The organism is Streptomyces sp. STR69 (assembly GCF_024519455.1).
In the GTDB taxonomy this organism is placed as follows: Bacteria; Actinomycetota; Actinomycetes; order Streptomycetales; family Streptomycetaceae; genus Streptomyces.
On sequence record NZ_JALJRY010000003.1, the window covers coordinates 1 to 20,003 of the forward strand.

A 20,003-nucleotide genomic window follows, 5' to 3' on the forward strand; every position below is an offset into this window, starting at 1 on the left:
GTCCCTGTCCTTCGAGACCCCGATGCTCTGGGCCACCGGCTTCCTGATCACCTTCGTGTTCGGCGGCCTGACGGGCGTGATGCTCGCGTCACCACCCCTCGACTTCTCCACCTCCGACTCCTACTTCGTCGTCGCCCACTTCCACTACGTGGTCTTCGGCACCGTGGTCTTCGCGATGTTCTCCGGCTTCCACTTCTGGTGGCCGAAGATGACCGGCAAGATGCTCGACGAGCGCCTCGGCAAGATCACCTTCTGGACGCTGTTCATCGGCTTCCACGGCACCTTCCTGGTCCAGCACTGGCTGGGCGTGAACGGGATGCAGCGCCGGATTCCCGACTACCTCGCGGTGGAGGGCCTGACGACACTCAACACGGTGTCGACGATCTTCTCGTTCCTGCTCGGTATGTCGATCCTGCCGTTCCTCTACAACGTCTGGAAGACCGCGAAGTACGGAGAGAGGATCGAGGTGGACGACCCGTGGGGCTACGGCCGCTCCCTGGAGTGGGCGACGTCCTGCCCGCCACCGCGGCACAACTTCCTCACGCTCCCCCGCATCCGCAGCGAATCCCCGGCGTTCGACCTCCACCACCCCGATGTCCCGGCACTGGAACGGGAGTTGACGTCCCAATGACCGCCATGGACGAACACTCCCTGGACCGGGGGACGTTCCTCAACGAGATCGAGGGCCACCTGCTGGTCGCGGCCACCTGCACGGAGGGCCGCGCCGCCGCCGCGCGTTTCACCGCCCGGCTCGACCGGCTCACCGACGGCCAACGGGAGGAGGTGACACGGCAGTTCGAGGCGGAGTACCTGGCGCTCACCCGGCTGTCGTGGCAGCGCACCGCCGAGCGGAGCCGTCAACTGCGGGACGAGTACGAGGGCAGGTACCGCCGACTGCGGCAACGTGCCCTCGCCTGTTGCCTGTTGGCGTGTGCTCTGTTCGCCGCGACGGGTCTGGTCGCCGTCGCGCTCATCTAGACACACGCGTCCCGCCGGCCCTGACGACCGGCGGGACAACGCGCCACGACTACGTCAGCGTCCACTTCTGATTGCTCGCCGTGCCGCAGGTGTACAGGATCAGCAGGGTCCCGTTGGCCGTGGCGGCGCCGGACGCGTCCAGGCACAGGCCCGCGTTGACGTTGGTGAGGGTGCCGTCGGAGTTGGCGGCCCACTTCTGGTTGTTCTGGCCGTTGCAGTCCCAGATGACGACCTTCGTGCCGTTGGTGGTGCCGTTGTTGTAGGCGTCCAGGCACTTGTTGCCGTACACCACGAGTTCCTTGCGGGAGGTGTACGTCCAGGCCTGGTTCTGGCCGCCGTTGCAGTCCCAGATCTCGGCCTGGGTGCCGTTGGTGATGGTGTTGTTGTAGACGTCTGCGCAGCGGCCGGACCCGGTGCCGACGATCAGGTTGCCGTTCGTGCCGGGGATGGGCTGGACGTTGACCGCTCCCAGGGTCGGCAGTGAACTGCCCGTGAAAGTCAGGGAGTTGGTGGAGCCCTTCGACAGGTCGACCTGGACCGAAACCGTGCCCTGGCTGGAGCCGGTCGGTGGGAAGGAGACCGTCGTCGCGGTCTGGCTGTTGACCTGGAGGGTGCCGGTGACGGCGGTGGAGCCCGTGTTGGTGTAAGCGATGTCGACGACGTCCAGACCGGTGCTCGCCGCGCTGACTCCGGTGTACTTGCCGGTGGAGGCGGCCGTGTAGTTCGTGCTCGCCGCCTCGGTGCCGCCGCTCACCTTCAACATCACCGAGCCGCCCGCCGGGACGCCGGCGGTGTAACTCGTGGCGTACGAGCCGAGGTTCGTCTGCGCCCAGAGGTCACGGACCGTGGCGGAGGCGCCGGTCAGGCCGAGGTCGGACCAGCGGACGGTGATGTTCTGGGCGGAGGAGGTGCGGTTGAGCAGCACGACCGCGCGGTTGCCGGTGCCGGAGAGGACCCTGCCGTAGACCTGGAGGCCGGTGGTGTCCTCGGCGACCTTGACGCCCTGGAGGCCGCGCGGGTCCTGGTCGACGGCGACTACGTCCGAGTTCTTGAGGATCGCGGCGGTCTCACTGGTCATCGTGGTGAGGTCGTTGCCCGCGAGCAACGGGGCGCCGGAGATCGCCCACAGGGCCATGTGGGTACGGTTCTGAGCCGCCGTGAGGCCGGACATGCCGACGGTGAGCATGTCGGGGTCGTTGTGGTAGCCGGTGTGCTGGGCGGCCGGGTGCAGGGTTTGGTCGAAGTTGGAGAGCACGCTCGCCTGGGACGCCGTGCCGCCGTAGTAGTAGATGTCCGTGCTGGTCCGCCACATGGGGGCGAGGCCCGTGGCCCAGTTCCAGGTGTTCTGGTAGCCCCAGTTGCAGATCGAGAGGGTCAGCGCGCGGCCGGTGGTGGCGGTGGCCTTGGCGACCGAGGTGCTGATCGCCTTGTACGCCGTCGCCGCGTCGAGTCCCTCGGCGTCGCCGCCGCACCAGTCGACCTTCACGAAGTCGAAGCCCCACTGGGAGAACTGCAGCATGTCCTGGTCGTAGTGGCCCTCGCTGCCGGTGTTGGCGGCGGCGGGGCGGCCCGTCGGGTAGTAGTAGCCGCAGCCGTTGGCGCCTGCGTCCGTGTAGATGCCGGCCTTGAGGCCCTTGCTGTGGATGTAGTCGGCGATGGCGCTCATCCCGCCGGGCCACTCGCTGGTGTCGACGGTGATGTTGCCCGCGCTGTCGCGGGTGCCCTGCCACCAGCCCTCGTCGATGTTGATGTACTTGTAGCCGGCCGCCGGGAGGCCCGCGGCCACGAACGCGTCGACCTGCTGCTTGATGACGCTGTAGTCGATCTTCGCGGCGAAGCTGTTCCAGGAGGCCCAGCCCATCGGCGCGGTGGGCACGGCGATCTGACGGGTCGTCGAGGCGACGGGGGTCGCCCGACCTAAGTCCGCGGGCGCGGGTCTGGTGAAGAGGAGCAGGGTGACTGCCGCTGCGGCCATCGCGACGGCGCGCAGGATGGGGGTGCGGAACATGCGGCTCCTTTGCCGATATTTCGAACCAGGATCGGGTAGCCGAACGAAACGGCGCGCTGAAAGTAGAGCCACCCGGGGCCGAAGTCAACGGCTGTGACACGAGGGGCAGTTGGAAACCCCGCGGGAATCCCCCACTCGTCGGCCGCCGGACGCGATACTGACCGGCGTGCGCGTAGCGATCATGACAGCGGGATCCCGGGGCGATGTGGCCCCGTACACCGGACTCGGCCATGCCCTGGCCCGGGCGGGTCACGAGGTCACCCTCGTCACCCACGGAGGCTTCGCGCCCCTGGTGGCGGGGTCGGGCGTCGGCTTCCATCCGCTTCCCGTCGATCCCCGGGCCGAGTTGGAGTCCTCGCGGGGGCGCTCACTGCATCGCAGCGCCTCGGGCGGGGGCAAGTTGCTGCGGGTGGTCGCGATGGCGCGGGCGCTGGTCGGACGGATGACCGACGATCTGCTGACGGCCGCGCGGGCGAGTGACGTGCTGTTGCTGTCCAGCTCGCTGGGGCCCCTCGGGCATGCCATCGCCGAGGGGCTGTCGTTGCCGAGCATGGGTGTGTACCTCCAACCCCTCGCGCCCACAAGGGAGTTCGCACCGCCCGTGCTCGGCGGCGGCTCCTGGGGCACGGTCGGCAACCGGGTCGCCGGGCACGGGGTGAACCGGGCGGTGGAGCACGTCTTCGCCACCGCCGTACCGGAGGTGCGAGCCCGCCTGGGCCTGGCCCGCACCCGTCCCGGCACCGCGCTCCGGTCCCGGGAAAAGCGCAACTGGCCTGTCCAGCACGGCTTCAGCCCGCTGATCGTGCCCCGCCCGGCCGACTGGCGGCCCGGGCTCACGGTGGCCGGCTACTGGTGGCCGTACGACGGAGGCGCCCAACTGCCGCCCGAGGTAAGGGACTTCCTCGACTCCGGGCCCGCTCCGGTGTTCGTGGGGCTCGGCAGTGCCACCGTGCCCGATCCGGAGCGGCTGAGTGCCGAGATCGTGCGCGCGCTGCGCCGGGCCGGGCTGCGCGGGGTGATCCAACGGGGCTGGGGCGGCCTCGAAGCGACCGGAGACGACGTCCTGACCGTGGGCGAGGTGCCGCATGCGGCGCTGTTCCCGCGGATGGCGGCCGTGGTCCATCACTGCGGTGCGGGCACGACCGCGGCCGGGCTGCGCGCCGGAGTACCGGCCGTGCCGGTACCGATCCAGTTCGACGAGGGTTTCTGGGCCGCCCGCCTGGTCGCCCTGGGCGTGGCGCCCCGCGCCGTACCGCTGCGCGGGCTCACCGCCGACACCCTGTCCGCCGCACTCGTACAAGCCACTCGTGACCCGGCCCACGCCGAGCGGGCGCGGACCCTCGGCGCCCGGGTGCGCGCCGAGGACGGGGCGGCTCCCGTGCTCGCCGCCCTCGACACACTGGCCTAGCGCTGCTGCCGTGCCACGGCCTCGGGGGTGACCGGCGTGAAGAAGTTGATCAGGTTGCCGTCGGGGTCGCGGAAGAGGAGGGAGCGGTTGCCCCAGGGCATCGTCGTCGGTTTCTGCACGATCTCGCAGTCGAGGGGTGCCAGGCGCTCGCACTCGGCGTCGACGTCCGCCACACGGAACTCGGTGATCACCGATCGGTTGGCGGCGGGTTGCGCGGAGCCGGTGCCGAAGAGGGCCACGGTGCGGGTGCTTGCGACCGCCAACGTGCAGGCGGGGGTGACGAGTTCGGCGAAGTCGGGGGTCGACCAGGTGGCCGTGACGCCGGTGACCTGTTCGTAGAACGCGACGAGACGGGCGACGTCGTCGGTGATGACACGGATCGAGACGAAGTTCATGGCGGCTTCCTGTCGGAGGTCATGTGCGGTGCCGGATGAAGAGGCGTCTCCCACGCTAGGACCGATACCGGACAGCTTCCGCCCGGTATCCGAGGCAGACTTTAGGGGTGACCACCTCGACCACGCGCGTGCTGGCCCTGCTGGAGATCCTCCAGGGCGGCGGCCTCCGTACCGTCCCCGACCTGGCCGCGCGGCTCGGTGTCGACGAACGCACGGTCCGCCGCTACGTCGGCCATCTGCTGGAGCTGGGCGTGCCGGTCGACTCGGTACGCGGTCGCTACGGCGGATATCGGCTCGCTCCCGGCTATCGGATGCCGCCGCTGATGCTCACGGACGAAGAGGCCCTCGCCGTGGTGCTCGGACTGCTGGCCGGGCGGAGGGCGGGGCTCGTCACCGCATCGGCCGCAGCGGGCGAGAGCGCCACGGCGAAACTGCTGCGGGTCCTGCCCACCGCCCTGCGCCGACGGCTCGACGCCCTGCTCGACACCGCCGACTTCACCGCGCGACCGCGTGCCGCCACCGCGCCGGAGACGGAGGTACTGCTCGAACTCGCCGAGGCCGCCCTCCACCGGCGGCCGGTGGCGCTCGGCTACACCGATCGGAAGGGCCGCGCGAGCGACCGTACGGTCCTGCCGTACGGGCTGGTGGCGCATGCCGGACGCTGGTATCTGACCGGCGCCGATCCGGCCGACGGCGAGGTCCGCACCTTCCGCCTGGACCGCGTCACCGCGCTGCGCGTGCGCTCCGGCTCGTTCGACGTGCCGACGGAGTTCGACCCGGCGGCCACGGTGCTGGACAGCCTTGCGCGCACGCCGTGGAGGCACGACGTGTCACTGCGGATCCGGGGCAGTGAGCAACATGTTCGCGGGCATCTCCCGGCCGGGATCGCCACTCTGACCACGCCCGACGAGGGCACCGACTGGGTCCGTGTCCGGATCCGGGCCGAGCGGCTGGACTGGATTCCGCCCGTCCTCGCCGCCCTGGACCGCCCGTTCGTCGTCGAACGCCCCGCCGCCCTGCGCGACCTCGTCCGCGCGCTGGCCCGTCGCCTGGACGAGTACGCGACCGACGAGTCGCCCTAGGACAGGTCCTGACGGCTCCAGCCCGGCGGCTGCATGATCCCGAGCAGTTGTCGGACCAGTTCGTCGACGATCTCGTCCAGCGTGGCGTCCACCCAGCCCGCGCTCCAGTCGTGGAGCAGGCCGTTGACGCTGCCGATGAACGCCGTCGCGGCGATGCGGTAGTCGCGCCGCGCCGCCTCCCCGCGCTGGGCCGCGGCCCTCGCCTCGCCGCGGATGAGGTTGATCCAGCGGGCGCGGCGGGCCAGCCGCTGTTCCTCAAGGCGTGGGCTGACGCCGATGATCTCGACGAAGGTGATGCGGATGCGGCGCGGGTCGCCGGTGACGTTCGCGGCGTAGGCGTGGAAGATCGCTGCCGCCCGCTCGGCTAGTGGCAGGCCGTCGGCGGCATCGAGCGCGGCCAGTACGGCTTTCTCGGCCCAGTCGTTGACCTGGAGATGGAGCGCGGCCAGCACGTCCTCCAGGCTGCGGAACTCCTCGTAGAACTGCCGGGTGGACAGCCCCGCGGCCTCGCTGAGCGCCGCGACGGTCGTGCCGCGGTAGCCGGGGGTGTCGCCGAAGAGCTGGAGCGCGGCGTCCAGGAAGCGTCCGCGTCGCTCGGCCTGCCGCTGCTCGGCGGACTTGCCGCCGTAACGACCGGTCGGCGCCTTGAGCCTGCCCGCCACTGTCACACCTCTATCTTGTCGGCCATCGGCCAATCTTGTCGTGTCCGCAGTCTTGCGGAGAAGAGGGCTCTTCCTTACTTTTCAGTAAGTTCATTCTGAATTCGCGCGTGTTCAGATCTCTTCACATCCTCCGGCACCCTCTCACCTCACAGAAGAGAGCAGTCATGCCTGCCTTCAGACCCAGGCACCTTTGCTCCATGGCCGCCGCCCTCGTCCTGACCGTAGCCGCTCCGGCGACGGCCGCCACAGCCGACTCCTCCGCCGCTCTGCGCGAGGTGCTGTTCGTCGGCAACAACTGGGACGGCACCGCGGACGTCATCAAGTCCACAGGCGACTTCGCGAAGATCGGGGAGATCAACATCGTCCCCGACAAGGCGGCGCGGCTGGCGGAGATCAACGCCGATCCGATCAAGTGGATCTACTACACGTCCATCCACAACGAGGTCGGACAGGGACACGACCAGTACGTGGACGACATGTACTCCACGCCGGACGGCAAGTCCCTCGTCGTCTCCCGCCCCAGCTTCGCCGACGTCGTGTCGATCAATCTGGCCACCGACACCATCAACTGGCGCTTCCCGGTGGCCGGTTACCGCGCCGACCACATGGCGGTCTCCCCCGACGGCACGCGCGTCGCGGTCTCGGCCTCGACCGCGAACAAGGTGCAGGTGCTGGACATCAACACCGGCGCCGAACTGGGTGAGTTCGCCACCGGCGACAAGCCGCACGAGAACTTCTTCACCAACGGCGGCAAGTACATCTGGAACATGGCGATCGGCGAGGTCACCACCTCCCTCGACGATCCGGCCTGGGACTGGACCAAGGGCGACCGGCACATCACCGTCGTCGACGCCACCACGTTCAAGCAGGTCAAGATCATCGACATGCGGGACCGGCTGGACGCGATCGGCCTCACGAACTTCTCCGACGCGGTCCGCCCGGCCGCCTTCACGCCGGACTGGTCGAAGCTGTACTTCCAGGTGTCGTTCTTCAACGGCTTCCTGGAGTACGACGTCGCGACCGACAAGATCACCCGCGTGAAGACGCTCCCGGCGAACCCCGCCACCAGCACGGACCGCACCACCTGGCTGCTCGACTCGCGTCATCACGGCATCTCGATGAACCCCGAGGGCACCAAGCTGTGCGTCGCCGGGACGATGGACAACTACGCGACGGTCGTCGACCGGGCCACCCTGCAGGAGGGGCCGCTCGTCACGGCGTCCACGCCGTACTGGGCGACCGTGAGCGGTGACGGCAAGGACTGCGTCATCTCCGAGGCCGGCGCCGACCAGGTGACGGCGATCGACTTCGCCACCGGCCAGAAGGTGCTCTCCGTTCCGGTGGGCGACCATCCGCAGCGCGTACGGCTGGGCCATGTGCAGGCCGACTGGACGAGCCCGTCCGGGAGTTGAGGGAACGGCAACGGCGCCGGTCCCCTCGGGGACCGGCGCCGTTGCGCTTGTCAGCTGTGCGATGCCGCCCATGCGGCCAGTTCGGACTTGGCCGCGCTCAGCAGCGTCGAGGAGGGGCTCGACGCGCCGTTGGTGATCAGAGCGTAGTGCAGGGTTCCCGAGCCGGAGGCCGAGAGCAGCAGGCGGTGGCTGCCGGTGCCGCCCGGTTCGTTGGCGTAGCCGATCGGGGTCGACGACGTGTACGCCGGGACACCCGAGACGGCTCCCAGGTCGGAGACCACGGTGGTGGACGCGGCCGGGAAGGACGCCGGGAGGTGGAGTTCGGTCGGGGCCGTGGAGCTGTTGGAGCGCCACATCAGCAGGCCGTACTGGCCGGAGCCGACCAGCGAGGACACGTTCGGGAGGGTGCTGGGGACCGGGTTCCAGGTCAGGGTCGTGGAGCCGTCGCGGGAGCGGTCCTCGTAGGTGAAGGCGACCGTGGTGCCGGCGGTCGCGCTCGGGTAGATCCGGTCGAGCAGCCGGGCGTCCTGACGGAGTGTCACCGTGCCGGAGTCGGTCATGTTGACGGCGGAGAGGTCCTCGTCGTTCCAGGCGTCGCCGGAGGTGAGCACCTTGTCGGGGTTGTCGTTCATCAGCTCGTTGTGGCGGCCGTTGTAGATGTCCCACTGCCACTGCGTGCCGGACAGGACGGGGCCGGAGCCGGCCGGGTTCGACCACCAGGTGGAGCCCGGCAGACGGGAGTCGAGGGCCTGGTACATCGCCTTGAGGACGGTCGGCGCCTTGCCCGCGACCGTGCCGGACAGCGGATGCCCGAACTCGCTGACGATGGCGGCGGTGCCGGCGGCGGTGGCCCGGTCACGAACGGTGCCGAAGTCGGTCGAGTACTGGCCGTCGGCCGCGTTCCCCCACATCAGGATGCCGGAGATCGCCTTCTGGTCGTAGAAGTGGGTGTTGAAGACATAGCGCGAGCCGAGCGTGCCCGCGTCGAGGAGTCCGCCCTCCTGGACCTGGCTGGAGATGTTGGAGTTCCAGAAGAGGTTCGGTTCGACGAGGGCGGGCTTGGCGCTCCAGCCTGCCGCGTCCATCCGGGCCCGGAACTTCACGTAGAACGGCCAGAGCAGGTTCTGCTCCCAAGTGCGGCTGGCCTGGCCCGAGTCGTAGGTCCCCGCGAAGGGCTCGTTGTACGGGTCGAAGCCGACGACACCCGCGAACTCGTCGGTGGTCAGGTGCTGTTGGATGTACGTCATGGTCGACTGGGCGGTGGCGAGGAAGGAGTCCTGGAGGCCGTAGTTGTTGTGCCAGAAGTCGTACTGGGCCTTGGTGACGGCCGAGTTCTGGGTGATGTTCTGGCCCCAGAAGAGACAGATCCCGCAGGACTCCTGAGGGTAACTCCCCAGCGCGACGGCCCACTTGGGCGCACCGTCGCCGGTGTACCAACTACCGCTGTTGAACAGGTACTTGGAGTAGAGGTCCTGGTGGAAGTCGGGGTAGACGCGGATGCCGGCGTCCAGGAACGCCTGCATCTGTGCGGTGGCGGCGGCCAGGTACGTGGTGTCGACCTGGCCTCGGACGGGTTCGGCGTAGGCCCAGGAGAGCAGGAAGCGGACCGAGTTGCCGCCGCCGAGGGCGCGCAGCGCGGTCGCGGACTTCTTCGCGTCGGCGACCGAGGCGAAGGGGAGACCGTCGTTCTCCGCCAGCTTGGTCTCGCCGGAGACGTTGTAGCCGCGCAGCACGACCTGGCGGCCGTAGCTGTCGACGAAGCTGCCGTTCTGAACGGTCAGCGCTGAGCCGTCGAACCAGAGGGAGTCGGTTGGGGTGGCAGCGGTGGCTGGCCCGGCACCCAGCACCGACAGGAATCCGCAGAGGACAACCAGGACAACGATCAAACGCGCCCGGACATTCGTCATGTCCACTACAGTCCGGTTGTTTCCGGACACTGTCAACACTTCTGACTCACGAGTAAGTTCCCACGCTGCAAGCCCTTTTGAAACATTCCCAGCCGACCCGGCGCACCACGTTCAGCAGGTACTCCTTCCGGTTCAGCGGAGCGGCGGGGGCGACGCCGACGGACTAACGTCCGTAGCGGGACTACGGCGGTGAGAGGAGCATGTCGTGCGGGAGATCCTCCCGGAGCTCGGTCGCTGGTACGCGGCGCGGGAACCGTTCGGCCTGGCCACCGTCGTCGGGGTCAGTCGCAGCACACCGCGTGACCCCGGGGCGGCCATGGCCGTGGGCCCGGACGACGAGGTCGTGGGCAGTGTGTCCGGGGGCTGTGTGGAGGGGGCGGTCTTCGAGCTGGCGCGGGAAGTGGTGGCGAGCGGCGAGTCGCGCCTGGAGACCTTCGGGTACAGCGACGAGGACGCGTTCGCGGTCGGGCTCACCTGCGGCGGCGAGATCACCGTGCTGGTACGGCCCGTCACGCCGGAGGCCGATCCCACGTTCGGGGCGGTCGCCCGGTCGGTCGCCGCCCGCGAACCGGTGACCGTGGCGACCGTGATCGACGGCCCGGCACCGCGCGGCGCCACCCTCGCCGTCTGGCCGGACACGGTGGGCGGCACCCTCGGCACGACCGGTCTCGATGTGGCCGTCACCGCCGACGCGCGCGGCGAACTCGCCCTCGGGGCAACCGGGTTGCGGCACTACGGACCGCGCGGCGAGCGACGCGAGGACTCCGTCACCGTGTTCCTGCACTCCTTCGCGCCGCCGCCCCGGATGCTGGTCTTCGGCGCCATCGACTACGCGGCTGCGGTCGCCCGGATCGGTGACTTCCTCGGCTACCGGGTCACGGTGTGCGACGCCCGCCCGGTGTTCGCGACACCGAAGCGCTTCCCGGCCGGCGTCGAGGTGGTCGTGGACTGGCCGCACCGGTATCTGGCCGGCACGGACACCGACGAGCGGACGGTGATCTGCGTCCTGACCCACGACCCGAAGTTCGACGTCCCGCTGCTGGAGGAGGCGCTGCGCCGGCCGGCCGCGTACATCGGGGCGATGGGCAGCCGCCGTACCCATGACGACCGTATGCGGCGGCTGCTCGAATCCGACCTCGGCGAGGGCGAGTTGGCCCGGCTGCGCTCACCGATCGGCCTGGACCTCGGCGCCCGCACTCCGGAGGAGGTGGCCGTCTCCGTGGCCGCCGAGATCGTCGCGCTGCGGTGGAGCGGCACGGGGATGCCGTTGACGGGGGTGGCGGGGGCGATCCACCGGGCGCAGTCCCGGTGAACGGTGGGTCACCTCGGCGGCAGCCGGTGCAGTACGAGATCCGTCAGAGTGCCGTCGGTGACCGTCGCCGTGAGGTAAGTGCAGTGCGGCCGGCGGCGCCGGTCGGTCGGGGAGCCCGGGTTGAGCAGCCGTAGACCGGTCGGGGCCGTGGTGTCCCAGGGGATGTGGCTGTGTCCGAAGACCAGCACGTCCAGGTCCGGGAAGCGGGCCGCGCAGCGCGCCTCACGGCCCTGGGCGGGGCCCGTCTCGTGCACGGCGCCGAAGCGCAGGCCACCGAGTTCGGCGTACGCCACCTCGGGGAGCCGGGCGCGCAGTTCGGGGCCGTCGTTGTTGCCGTACACGCCGACGAGCCTGCGACTGCGGCTCTCCAGGAGGTCGAGGGTGGCGGTGTCGACCCAGTCGCCGGCGTGGAACACGACGTCGGCGCGCGGGAGTTCGGCGAGAAGTTGCGCGGGGAGTTCCTTGGCGCGCTTGGGGAGATGGGTGTCGGACATCAGGAGCAGACGCACGGGCCGAGCCGAGGCCCATGGTGCTGTCACGGCTTGACGCCCACTCCGCACCACATCGGCAGCGGGCCGGTCGCCGGGGTGTCCTCGGGGTCGGGGCGCCAGACGGGGAGTTGGACGACACCGGGGTCGAGGATCTCCGTGCCGTCGAAGAAGCGGGTGACGTCCGCGTGGGTGCGCGGGGTGGCTCCCGCGTGTTGGGCGGCGCGTTCGTTGTAGACGCGCATCGATTCGGCGACCTCCTCGGCGCCGATGTCGGCCGCCGGGTGGGAGAGGACGAGGTGGCTGCCGGGGGCGAGCGCGTCCAGGAGGCGCCGGGTGACGGCGTGGGGGTCGTCGCGGTCGGGGACGTACTGGAGGACCGCCACCAGCATCAGCCCCACCGGCCGGGAGAGGTCGAGGGTCTCGGCCGCGGCGGCGAGGATGCGGTCCACGTCGCGCAGGTCCGACTCCAGGTAGTCCGTCGCGCCTTCCCGGCTGCTGACGAGCAGGGCACGCGCGTGTGCCAGGACGATCGGGTCGTTGTCGACGTAGACGACGCGGGCCTCGGGGTCGACGCGCTGGGCCACCTCGTGGGTGTTGTCCGCGGCCGGTATGCCGGTGCCGATGTCGAGGAACTGGCGGATGCCCGCCTTGCCGCTCAGCTCGCGGACGGCCCGGCCGAGGAAGGCCCGGTTGGCGCGGACCGCGGGGACGATCTCCGGGTTGGCCGCGGCGGCCAGTTCGGCGGCCTCCTGGTCGACGGGGTAGTTGTCCTTGCCGCCGAGCCAGGCGTTGTAGACGCGGGCGGGATGTGCCACGGACGAGTCGATCGGGGCCGTTCCGCCTGCTGAGTGCTCGTTCATCGCGATCCGCTCCCCGCGCGCCCTCGGTACCTCTGCCGGCGCACAGAGTAGTGCACACGAGGAGATCTCCAGGCCGGACTGTTCAGTTCCGACTGGACAGTTTCCACTGCCGGTTCTACGGTGCCGCACATGGACCAGCAGCGCTCCCGGACACCGGCCGGCATCTCGGACTCCGCCGCCCGCTCCGCGCGGGATCTGCGGGTGGTGTTCAGCCGGCTGCGGCGCCGGATCCGTGAGGTCGCGACGGACGAGGACCTGACCCCCTCGCAGGAGTCGGCACTCACCCTGGTCGGCAAGCACGGCGCGGCCACGGCCAGCGCGCTGGCGTCCGCCGAGGGGGTCAGGCCGCAGTCGATGGCCGCCACCCTCGCCGCCCTCGACCGGCACGGGCTGATCCGGCGCGGCCCCGACCCCGAGGACGGCCGCAGACAACTGGTCACCCTCACCGAAGGGGGCCGCGCGCGCGTCGAGGACAACCGGCAGGTCCGTGAGGAGTGGCTCGCGCGCGCCTTCGAGGACCGCTACACCGAGCGGGAACGGCGGACGATCATCGACGCGCTGACTTTGCTGGGACGGCTGTCGGACCAGTGACGGCGAAGCTCACCCGGATACCGCGGAGCACACCGGCGAGGGCACACGGCGGGTTAACCGTTGCCCAACAACAGCCCAATGGGCGGCATCGAGACAGACCGGGTTAGCATCACCCCACTCGCGCCGTTCCGCAACGGTGGACGGTCAGCGCAAACAAGGGGGCTAGAAGCCGGATGTCGGTCAAGGTCAGTGTCGTCGTCCCTGTGTACAACCCAGGGCCCTATATCGAGGATTGCATCTCCTCTCTCCTCAGGCAGTCGCTGCCTAACGACGAGTACGAGGCGATCTTCGTCGACGACGGCTCGACGGACGGCACACCCGCGCGGCTCGACGAGATCGCCGCCGAGCACCCCCACATGCACGTGATCCACCAGGAGGCGTCGGGCTGGTCCGGCAAGCCCCGCAACGTCGGGATCGCCGCTTCCAAGGGCGAATTCGTCATGTTCGTCGACAACGACGACTACCTCGGTGACGAGGCCCTGGAGCGGATGTACGAGTACGGCGTGGCCAACGGCGCCGATGTCATCGTCGGCAAGATGGCCGGCAAGGGCCGCGCGGTGCCGGTGGAGCTGTTCCGCAAGAACTATCCGCACGCGTCGGTCGAGACCGCGCCGCTGATGGACAGCCTCACCCCGCACAAGATGCTCCGCCGCGCGTTCCTCGACCGCATCAACCTGCGGTTCCCCGAGGGGCGTCGCCGCCTGGAGGACCACGTCTTCGTGACGGAGGCCTACCTCGCCGCGGACAACGTCGCCGTGCTCAGCGACTACGTCTGCTACTACCACATCAAGCGCGAGGACGCCTCGAACGCCGGCTTCCAGCGCTTCGACCCCGTCGGCTACTTCAAGAACCTGCGCGAGGCCCTCGACGTCGTCGAGAAGTACACCGAGCCCGGTCCGGCCCGCGACAAGATCTTCCGCCGCTGGCTGCGCGTCGAGATGATGGAGCGTCTCGGCGGCGGCCGGCTCCTGAAGGCCCCCGACGAGTACCGCCGTGAACTCCTCAAGGAGATCCGCGGTGTCATGATCGAGCGCTTCGGCCCCGGTGTCGCGGCCGGTCTCGGCCCGCGGCTGCGGGTCGTCGCCGCCCTCGCCGCCGCCGACCGCTACGACGACCTCGTCGAGCTCGCCGAGTGGGAGGCCGCCCTCAAGCCGACGGCGGTCCCGGGCGAGATCGAGTGGCGGGACGGCAAGCTGCTGGTCCACTACCGGGCCGAGTTCGTTGTCGACGGCAAGCCGGCGATCTTCGAGGCCAAGGGCGCCCCGGCCCCCAAGCACCCGGAGCCGAAGAACCTCGCCGAGGCGACCGCCATGCTCACGGCCGACGCCACCCATGTCTTCAAGAAGGCGACGGCCGACCTCGTCGTGCGCGAACGCACCAGCGCCGCCTCGCACTTCCAGCCCGTGCAGATCTCGCACGAGACGGTCGCCGACGGCGACGGCGTCCGCCTGGTGCTGCACGCCACGGCCACCGTCGACCCCGCCACCGCGGCCGGCGGCGCCCCGCTGGCCGGCGGCCTCTGGGACACCTACGTCCGGGTCGTCATCGGCTCCTGGAACAAGGAGTGCCGCCTCGGCCCGGTCCCGCAGCACGGCGAGAACGCCGGGCACGCCGGTGTCGTCGCCGGTCAGGTGCTGCTCCCGTACTACACCGAGCCGCACGGCAACTTCTCGCTGGACGTCGACAAGGCGAGCAAGCGCCTCGGCCTCGCCGACCTCAAGCCCGAGGACTTCACGGTCACCGGGGCCCGCGTCGGCGTACTGCTCCCCTTCTACGTCCCCGCAGCCACCGACGTACTGCTGCGTCTGACCCACAAGTCGTCCGGCACGACCCTGGACGTGCCCGGTGTGGTCTCCCCCGAGTCCTCCGGTGCACGGCTGGCGGCCGAGGTGCCCGCCGCCGAGCTGAAGGACCTGGCGTGGAACGCGTCGGTGTGCCTGACCCCGGCCGCCACCGGGCAGCGCTTCCTGGCCCTGCCGGTGCGGCTGGCCGGTGACGCCGGCGGTATCCGGGTGGAGGCCACGCCGAAGCCCAAGCCCGCCGAGCCCAAGCCCGCCGAGCCCAAGCCCGCGCCGAAGCCGGTGGCCGCCAAACCCAAGCCCGGGCTGGCCCGCCGGGTGGCACGCAAGCTGAAGCGCGCCCTGAACAAGTAGCGGTACCCGAGCACATCGCAGTACCCGAGCAAGTCATGGAGGACGGAAGAACGTGCGAGCACTGGGAATCGAAGGCGCCTGGGTCCTGGAACCCAAGGTCTTCCCTGACGACCGGGGCAGTTTCCACGAGTGGTACCGCGGTGAGGAGTTCCGCGAGGCCACCGGATACGACCTGGCTCTGTCCCAGGCCAACTGCTCGGTCTCGCGGCGCGGTGTGGTGCGCGGAGTGCACTTCTCCGACGTGCCGCCGAGCCAGGCCAAGTACGTCAAGTGCGTGCGCGGCGCCGTCCTCGACGTGATCGTGGACATCCGCGTCGGCTCTCCCACGTTCGGTCAGTGGGAGGCCGTCCGGCTGGACGACGACAGCAAGCACGCCGTGTTCCTGGCGGAGGGGCTGGGGCACGCGTTCATGGCCCTGACCGACGACGCGACGGTGGTGTACCTGTGCTCGACGGGCTACGCGCCCGGGCGTGAGCACGGGATCAATCCGCTCGACCCGGCGCTCGGCATCGCCTGGCCCGAGGGCTTCGAGCCGGTGCTGTCGGAGAAGGACGCCGAGGCGCCCACATTGGCAGAGGCGGAGCAGTCAGGACTTCTTCCGTCCTACGCGGACTGCTCCGCCTACTACGAGCGACTGCGCGGTGGACAGGTCAGCGACTGACGCTGAGCTGCTCCACCGAGCGGCGCAGGGGCTCCCAGCCGCGGGACCGCTTGGTCCCGCGGTCACGGGCTTTGGCGAGGGGGCCCCAGAAGCCGGCGCCCAGCAGCGCCTCGGGCTGCACCGCGGTGGTGCGCTCCAGGATCGCCTCGGGCACCTTCTGCGGGTCCGGGACCTCGAACTCCGCGATGATCTCGTCGTACTTGTCCGTGAGGACGGTGCTGTTCGGGTCGGCGCCGAAGACCACGAGCTGACCCGTGGGCTGGGTGTCGACCAGGACCGTCACCAGGTCGGGACGGTAACGGGCGAGGATCTCGACCAGCTTGTACACGTCGCCGGTCCAGGCGTCGGTGTGCCGGTCCCGGGCCGCCTCGTCGATGCTGCGCGGCAGCATGTCGTCGAAGACGATGACGCTGGCCCAGTCCGAGTGCTTCTCCACGTTGATGAAGTCGCGCAGCGCGTACTCGAAGAGGTGCATGCCGTCGATGAACGACAGGTCCAGCGTGACGGTCTTCCACCAGCCCAACGGGCTCCGGTTACGGGCCAGTTGACGCAGCGGGTGACGGCCGCCGCGCAGGTGCACCAGCGGGTTGTCCCGGGCGAAGAAGTCGTCACTGGTCGCCTTGGCCAGGTGGACGTCACAGCGGATCTCCGTGACCACCTTGAACGCGGGATCGATCGCGACGCTGGGCACCCGGGAGAGCGTCAGGCTGCGGCCGTCGTTGACGCCGATCTCCAGGTAGTTGCGGTTCGCGGTTGACTTGTGGAGTCCCCGCAGGAACTCATGGCGTTTCACGAAGAAATCTCCTTGCGGATGTGAGGAAGTGCTTCGTGCAGGGCGGACCGCCAGTCCCTTGGCGGTTCCAGACCGACTTCCCGCCACCGCTCGTGCCCGAGGGCGCTGTACGCGGGGCGGGGCGCGGGACGGACGAAGGCCGCGCTCGTGGTGGGGCGGACGCGCTCCGGGTCGGCGTCGATGAGCCGGAACACCTCCTGCGCGAGACCGTGCCAGCTGGTCTCGCCGGAGCTGGTCGCGTGGAACACCCCGTGCGCGCCCTCGACCTGTCCGATACGGGCGCCGAGATCAGCGATCCGTACGGCGACGTCGGCGCTCCAGGTCGGCTGTCCGTGCTGGTCGTCGACGACGTCGAGAGTGTCGCGACGTGCTTCCAGCTCGATCATCGTGCGGACGAAGTTACCCCCACAGGCTCCGTACAGCCAAGCCGTGCGGACGACCGCGCTCCCACCTGGCAGTTCCTCCAACACGGCCTGCTCGCCCGCGAGTTTGGTGCGGCCGTAGGCGGTGCGGGGTGCGGTGGGGTGGTTCTCCGGGTACGGCGTGCTGCGGGCCTCGCCGTCGAAGACGTAGTCGGTGGAGACGTGCACCAGCCGCGCGCCCGAGGCGGCGCAGGCGCGGGCGAGGAGCCGGGGCCCCTCGCCGTTGATGCGAAGGGCCCGCTCCTCGTCGGTCTCGGCGTCGTCGACGGCGGTGTACGCCGCGCAGTTCACCACCACGTCGGGGTGGTGTTCCGCGAACGCCCGGTCCACCGACGCGGGGTCGGTGATGTCCAGGGCGGCGCGGTCGAGACCGACGAACTGCTCACCGCGCCGGGCGAGTTCGTCCAGGACGTCATGGCCGAGCATCCCGCCGGCACCGGTGACCAGCCACTTCATCAGGCGCGCTCCACCCTTGCCTTGAGGGGCTCCCACCAGGCGCGGTTGTCGCGGTACCAGGCGACGGTGTCGGCCAGGCCGCTCGCGAAGTCGTGCTGCGGCTGGTAGCCGAGCTCGTCGTGGATCTTGGACCAGTCGACGGAGTAGCGCAGGTCGTGGCCCTTGCGGTCCTCGACGCGCTCGACCCGGTCCCAGTCGGCGCCGCAGGCCTCAAGGAGGAGACCGGTGAGCTCCTTGTTGCTGAGCTCGGTGCCGCCGCCGATGTTGTAGACCTCGCCGGCCCGGCCCTTGGTGCGCACGAGCTCGATGCCCTGGCAGTGGTCCTCGACGTGCAGCCAGTCGCGGACGTTGAGGCCCTCGCCGTAGAGGGGGACCTTCTTGCCGTCGAGGAGGTTGCTGACGAACAGCGGGATGACCTTCTCGGGGAACTGGTGCGGCCCGTAGTTGTTCGAGCAGCGGGTGACGCGCACGTCCAGGCCGTGGGTGCGGTGGTAGGCCAGGGCGAGCAGGTCGGAGGAGGCCTTCGACGCGGAGTACGGCGAGTTGGGCGCCAGCGGGTGGGTCTCGGGCCACGAGCCGGTCTCGATGGAGCCGTAGACCTCGTCGGTGGAGATGTGCACGAACGGGGTGCGGTAGCGCAGGGCGGCGTCCAGCAGGACCTGGGTGCCCACCACGTTGGTGCGGACGAAGTCGGCGGCGCCGTTGATCGAGCGGTCCACGTGCGACTCGGCGGCGAAGTGGACCACCTGGTCCGCCTCGGCCATCAGCTTGTCGACCAGTTCGGCGTCGCAGATGTCGCCCTGGACGAACTCCAGGCGCGGGTGGCCTATTTCAAGGTTGTCGAGCGTGCCGGCGTACGTGAGCTTGTCCAGCACCGTGATGCGGGGCGCGTCGGCCGCGTCCGAGGCGAGGAGCGTGCGGACGTACGTGGAACCGATGAAGCCGGCGGCGCCGGTGACGAGGAGATTCATGAACGGATCTGCACCTTGCTGTGGTCTCCGAGAACGAGGCGGTGGGCGCTGGGTACCCCCGGAGCGGGGGTCACTTCGACGTGCTTGCCGATGAGCGAGGACTCGATCCGGCCCACCCCGGCGATGGACGAGTCCTGCAGCACTATGGAGAACTCCAGCTCACTGTCGGTGATCTTGCAGTTCTCCGCGACCGAGGTGAAGGGGCCGACGTAGGAGTCGCTCACCACGGTTCCGGAACCGATGATGACGGGTCCGACGATGCGCGAGCGCTCGATGCGCGCGCCCTCTTCGATCACCACGCGGCCGATGGTCTCGGACGCGTCGTCCACCTCGCCGTCGATGCGGCGGTCCATGCTCTCCAGGACGGTCCGGTTGACCTCGAGCATGTCGACGACGTTGCCCGTGTCCTTCCAGTAGCCGTGGATGACCGAGGAGCGCACGTCGGCGCCGTCGTCGATCAGCTGCTGGATGGCGTGGGTGATCTCCAACTCGCCGCGCCAGGACGGCTTGATGGCGCGCACAGCGTCGTGGATGGCGGGCGTGAAGAGGTAGACACCGACCAGAGCGAGGTCGCTCTTGGGGTGCTCCGGCTTCTCCTCCAGGCCGATGACCTGGCCGGACTCGCTGAGTTCGGCGACGCCGAAGGAGCGCGGGTCGGGCACGTGGGTGAGGAGGATCTGCGCGTCGGGCTTGTTGGCCTGGAAGCCTTCGACGAGGCCGGTGATGCCGCCGACGATGAAGTTGTCACCGAGGTACATCACGAAGTCGTCGTCGCCGAGGTACTCGCGCGCGATCAGTACGGCGTGGGCCAGTCCGAGGGGACGGTCCTGCGGGATGTAGGTGATCTGCAGGCCGAACTTCGACCCGTCACCCACCGCCTCCTCGATCTCCGCCGCGGTGTCACCGACGATGATGCCGACCTCGGTGATGCCCGCGTCGGCGAGTGATTCGAGCCCGTAGAAAAGGACGGCCTTGTTGGCCACCGGGACGAGCTGTTTTGCCGATGTGTGTGTGATCGGCCTCAGGCGGGATCCAGTGCCGCCGGAGAGAACGAGAGCCTTCATCGCTTCACCTTAGCGTCATCTTTGGACGTGCATCGTTCCTCCCTATGTTCGTTTATTACGACCATCCAACGATAGGTGGGACGGGAGGTGTCTAATCGACCGGCGGATCGGGCAAATCGCCCGCCGCCCGCTCCACGTCCGCGACGACCCCGGCCCGGTCGAGCCCCTCGTCCTTCGCGTACTCGCCCACCGCGGTCTGCGCGTCACGGCTCAGATCGCGCCAGGCCCGCCAGGCGGTCTCGTAGGTCTCGGTCTGGGCCTCGGTCCAGGGTTCGTGGGCGGGGGCTCCGAGGGCGTCCCGCATCTCCTTGACCCTGCCGCGCGCCTGGTCGGCCGCGCGCTGCTTCTCGACCAGTTCTTCGAAGGTGTGTGCCACA

General features: G+C 69.7%; 20 protein-coding genes. 9 read left to right on the forward strand and 11 right to left on the reverse strand.

What is annotated here, in order from left to right:
* Positions 1-631, forward strand: a 631-nt coding sequence (locus OC490_RS06220) for a cbb3-type cytochrome c oxidase subunit I (RefSeq protein ID WP_262056798.1), incomplete at its 5' end; no start/stop codon positions are given.
* Between the two features lie 5 nt (positions 632-636).
* Positions 637-978 (forward strand): hypothetical protein, encoded by a 342-nt coding sequence (locus tag OC490_RS06225; RefSeq protein ID WP_410098580.1) that lies wholly within the window; start codon positions 637-639, stop codon positions 976-978.
* 49 nt (positions 979-1,027) lie between these two features.
* Here OC490_RS06225 and OC490_RS06230 read toward each other — a convergent pair whose 3' ends face one another.
* Positions 1,028-2,986, reverse strand: coding sequence for a ricin-type beta-trefoil lectin domain protein (locus OC490_RS06230; RefSeq protein ID WP_262056800.1), 1,959 nt, complete (start codon positions 2,984-2,986; stop codon positions 1,028-1,030).
* Positions 2,987-3,167: 181 nt separating this feature from the next.
* Between OC490_RS06230 and OC490_RS06235 the strand changes: the two genes are divergently transcribed.
* Positions 3,168-4,394, forward strand: coding sequence for a glycosyltransferase (locus OC490_RS06235; RefSeq protein WP_262057181.1), 1,227 nt, complete (start codon positions 3,168-3,170; stop codon positions 4,392-4,394).
* Here OC490_RS06235 and OC490_RS06240 read toward each other — a convergent pair.
* Entirely contained in the window at positions 4,391-4,789 is a 399-nt protein-coding gene (locus tag OC490_RS06240; protein WP_262056801.1) for a VOC family protein, read from the reverse strand. The genes OC490_RS06235 and OC490_RS06240 overlap by 4 nt on opposite strands.
* A 107-nt stretch (positions 4,790-4,896) precedes the next feature.
* On the opposite strand from OC490_RS06240, the gene OC490_RS06245 reads away from it, so the two are divergent.
* Positions 4,897-5,871, forward strand: coding sequence for a helix-turn-helix transcriptional regulator (locus tag OC490_RS06245; protein WP_262056802.1), 975 nt, complete (start codon positions 4,897-4,899; stop codon positions 5,869-5,871).
* On the opposite strand, the gene OC490_RS06250 is transcribed toward OC490_RS06245, so the two are convergent.
* Positions 5,868-6,533 carry a TetR/AcrR family transcriptional regulator gene (locus OC490_RS06250; protein WP_262056803.1) on the reverse strand — a complete coding sequence of 222 codons (666 nt, stop codon included), beginning with the start codon at positions 6,531-6,533 and terminating at the stop codon, positions 5,868-5,870. The two genes, OC490_RS06245 and OC490_RS06250, sit on opposite strands and share 4 nt — an antisense overlap.
* Positions 6,534-6,697: 164 nt before the next feature.
* On the opposite strand from OC490_RS06250, the gene OC490_RS06255 reads away from it, so the two are divergent.
* Positions 6,698-7,945 (forward strand): YncE family protein, encoded by a 1,248-nt coding sequence (locus OC490_RS06255; RefSeq protein ID WP_262056804.1) that lies wholly within the window; start codon positions 6,698-6,700, stop codon positions 7,943-7,945.
* A gap of 50 nt (positions 7,946-7,995) precedes the next feature.
* Here the strand turns inward: OC490_RS06255 and OC490_RS06260 are convergent, their stop codons facing one another.
* Complete coding sequence (locus tag OC490_RS06260; RefSeq protein ID WP_262056805.1) at positions 7,996-9,852, reverse strand: cellulase family glycosylhydrolase; 1,857 nt, start codon at positions 9,850-9,852, stop codon at positions 7,996-7,998.
* A 205-nt stretch (positions 9,853-10,057) separates the two neighbouring features.
* Between OC490_RS06260 and OC490_RS06265 the strand changes: the two genes are divergently transcribed.
* On the forward strand, positions 10,058-11,164 hold the full coding sequence (locus OC490_RS06265; protein ID WP_262056806.1) for an XdhC family protein: 1,107 nt from the start codon (positions 10,058-10,060) through the stop codon (positions 11,162-11,164).
* Positions 11,165-11,172: 8 nt separating this feature from the next.
* On the opposite strand, the gene OC490_RS06270 is transcribed toward OC490_RS06265, so the two are convergent.
* Together OC490_RS06270 and OC490_RS06275 are read right to left on the reverse strand one after the other, a co-directional pair.
* Complete coding sequence (locus OC490_RS06270) at positions 11,173-11,673, reverse strand: metallophosphoesterase family protein (protein WP_262056807.1); 501 nt, start codon at positions 11,671-11,673, stop codon at positions 11,173-11,175.
* Between the two features lie 26 nt (positions 11,674-11,699).
* Positions 11,700-12,515, reverse strand: coding sequence for an SAM-dependent methyltransferase (locus tag OC490_RS06275; protein WP_262056808.1), 816 nt, complete (start codon positions 12,513-12,515; stop codon positions 11,700-11,702).
* A 129-nt stretch (positions 12,516-12,644) separates the two neighbouring features.
* On the opposite strand from OC490_RS06275, the gene OC490_RS06280 reads away from it, so the two are divergent.
* The 3 genes from OC490_RS06280 to rfbC all read left to right on the forward strand — a co-directional run bounded on the left by OC490_RS06280 (position 12,645) and on the right by rfbC (position 15,920).
* Entirely contained in the window at positions 12,645-13,106 is a 462-nt protein-coding gene (locus tag OC490_RS06280) for a MarR family winged helix-turn-helix transcriptional regulator (RefSeq protein ID WP_262056809.1), read from the forward strand.
* Positions 13,107-13,279: 173 nt separating this feature from the next.
* Entirely contained in the window at positions 13,280-15,259 is a 1,980-nt protein-coding gene (locus OC490_RS06285) for a glycosyltransferase family 2 protein (protein ID WP_262056810.1), read from the forward strand.
* Between the two features lie 52 nt (positions 15,260-15,311).
* Entirely contained in the window at positions 15,312-15,920 is a 609-nt protein-coding gene (gene rfbC / locus OC490_RS06290) for a dTDP-4-dehydrorhamnose 3,5-epimerase (protein WP_262056811.1), read from the forward strand.
* On the opposite strand, the gene OC490_RS06295 is transcribed toward rfbC, so the two are convergent.
* The 5 genes from OC490_RS06295 to OC490_RS06315 form a co-directional block, all read right to left on the reverse strand.
* Positions 15,910-16,713, reverse strand: coding sequence for a class I SAM-dependent methyltransferase (locus tag OC490_RS06295; protein ID WP_262056812.1), 804 nt, complete (start codon positions 16,711-16,713; stop codon positions 15,910-15,912). The two genes, rfbC and OC490_RS06295, sit on opposite strands and share 11 nt — an antisense overlap.
* Positions 16,710-17,591 carry a dTDP-4-dehydrorhamnose reductase gene (gene rfbD / locus OC490_RS06300; protein ID WP_201050242.1) on the reverse strand — a complete coding sequence of 294 codons (882 nt, stop codon included), beginning with the start codon at positions 17,589-17,591 and terminating at the stop codon, positions 16,710-16,712. Before rfbD ends, OC490_RS06295 begins: the two co-directional genes overlap by 4 nt.
* Positions 17,591-18,562 carry a dTDP-glucose 4,6-dehydratase gene (gene rfbB / locus OC490_RS06305; protein ID WP_262056813.1) on the reverse strand — a complete coding sequence of 324 codons (972 nt, stop codon included), beginning with the start codon at positions 18,560-18,562 and terminating at the stop codon, positions 17,591-17,593. The genes rfbD and rfbB overlap by 1 nt, the downstream gene beginning before the upstream one ends.
* Complete coding sequence (locus OC490_RS06310; protein ID WP_262056814.1) at positions 18,559-19,626, reverse strand: glucose-1-phosphate thymidylyltransferase; 1,068 nt, start codon at positions 19,624-19,626, stop codon at positions 18,559-18,561. Before OC490_RS06310 ends, rfbB begins: the two co-directional genes overlap by 4 nt.
* 91 nt (positions 19,627-19,717) lie before the next feature.
* Complete coding sequence (locus tag OC490_RS06315) at positions 19,718-20,002, reverse strand: hypothetical protein (protein WP_262056815.1); 285 nt, start codon at positions 20,000-20,002, stop codon at positions 19,718-19,720.
* Position 20,003 lies beyond the last annotated feature (1 nt).

Excerpts from the sequence above, each read along its gene's own strand:
- OC490_RS06235 (WP_262057181.1), top strand. The coding sequence starts at position 3,168 with ATGACAGCGGGATCCCGGGGCGATGTGGCCCCGTACACCGGACTCGGC.
- OC490_RS06230 (WP_262056800.1), bottom strand. The coding sequence starts at position 2,986 with ATGTTCCGCACCCCCATCCTGCGCGCCGTCGCGATGGCCGCAGCGGCA.
- OC490_RS06275 (WP_262056808.1), bottom strand. The coding sequence starts at position 12,515 with ATGAACGAGCACTCAGCAGGCGGAACGGCCCCGATCGACTCGTCCGTG.
- OC490_RS06260 (WP_262056805.1), bottom strand. The coding sequence starts at position 9,852 with ATGACGAATGTCCGGGCGCGTTTGATCGTTGTCCTGGTTGTCCTCTGC.
- OC490_RS06310 (WP_262056814.1), bottom strand. The coding sequence starts at position 19,626 with ATGAAGGCTCTCGTTCTCTCCGGCGGCACTGGATCCCGCCTGAGGCCG.
- OC490_RS06255 (WP_262056804.1), top strand. The coding sequence starts at position 6,698 with ATGCCTGCCTTCAGACCCAGGCACCTTTGCTCCATGGCCGCCGCCCTC.
- OC490_RS06285 (WP_262056810.1), top strand. The coding sequence starts at position 13,280 with ATGTCGGTCAAGGTCAGTGTCGTCGTCCCTGTGTACAACCCAGGGCCC.
- OC490_RS06225 (WP_410098580.1), top strand. The coding sequence starts at position 637 with ATGGACGAACACTCCCTGGACCGGGGGACGTTCCTCAACGAGATCGAG.
- OC490_RS06240 (WP_262056801.1), bottom strand. The coding sequence starts at position 4,789 with ATGAACTTCGTCTCGATCCGTGTCATCACCGACGACGTCGCCCGTCTC.
- rfbD (WP_201050242.1), bottom strand. The coding sequence starts at position 17,591 with ATGAAGTGGCTGGTCACCGGTGCCGGCGGGATGCTCGGCCATGACGTC.
- rfbB (WP_262056813.1), bottom strand. The coding sequence starts at position 18,562 with ATGAATCTCCTCGTCACCGGCGCCGCCGGCTTCATCGGTTCCACGTAC.
- OC490_RS06280 (WP_262056809.1), top strand. The coding sequence starts at position 12,645 with ATGGACCAGCAGCGCTCCCGGACACCGGCCGGCATCTCGGACTCCGCC.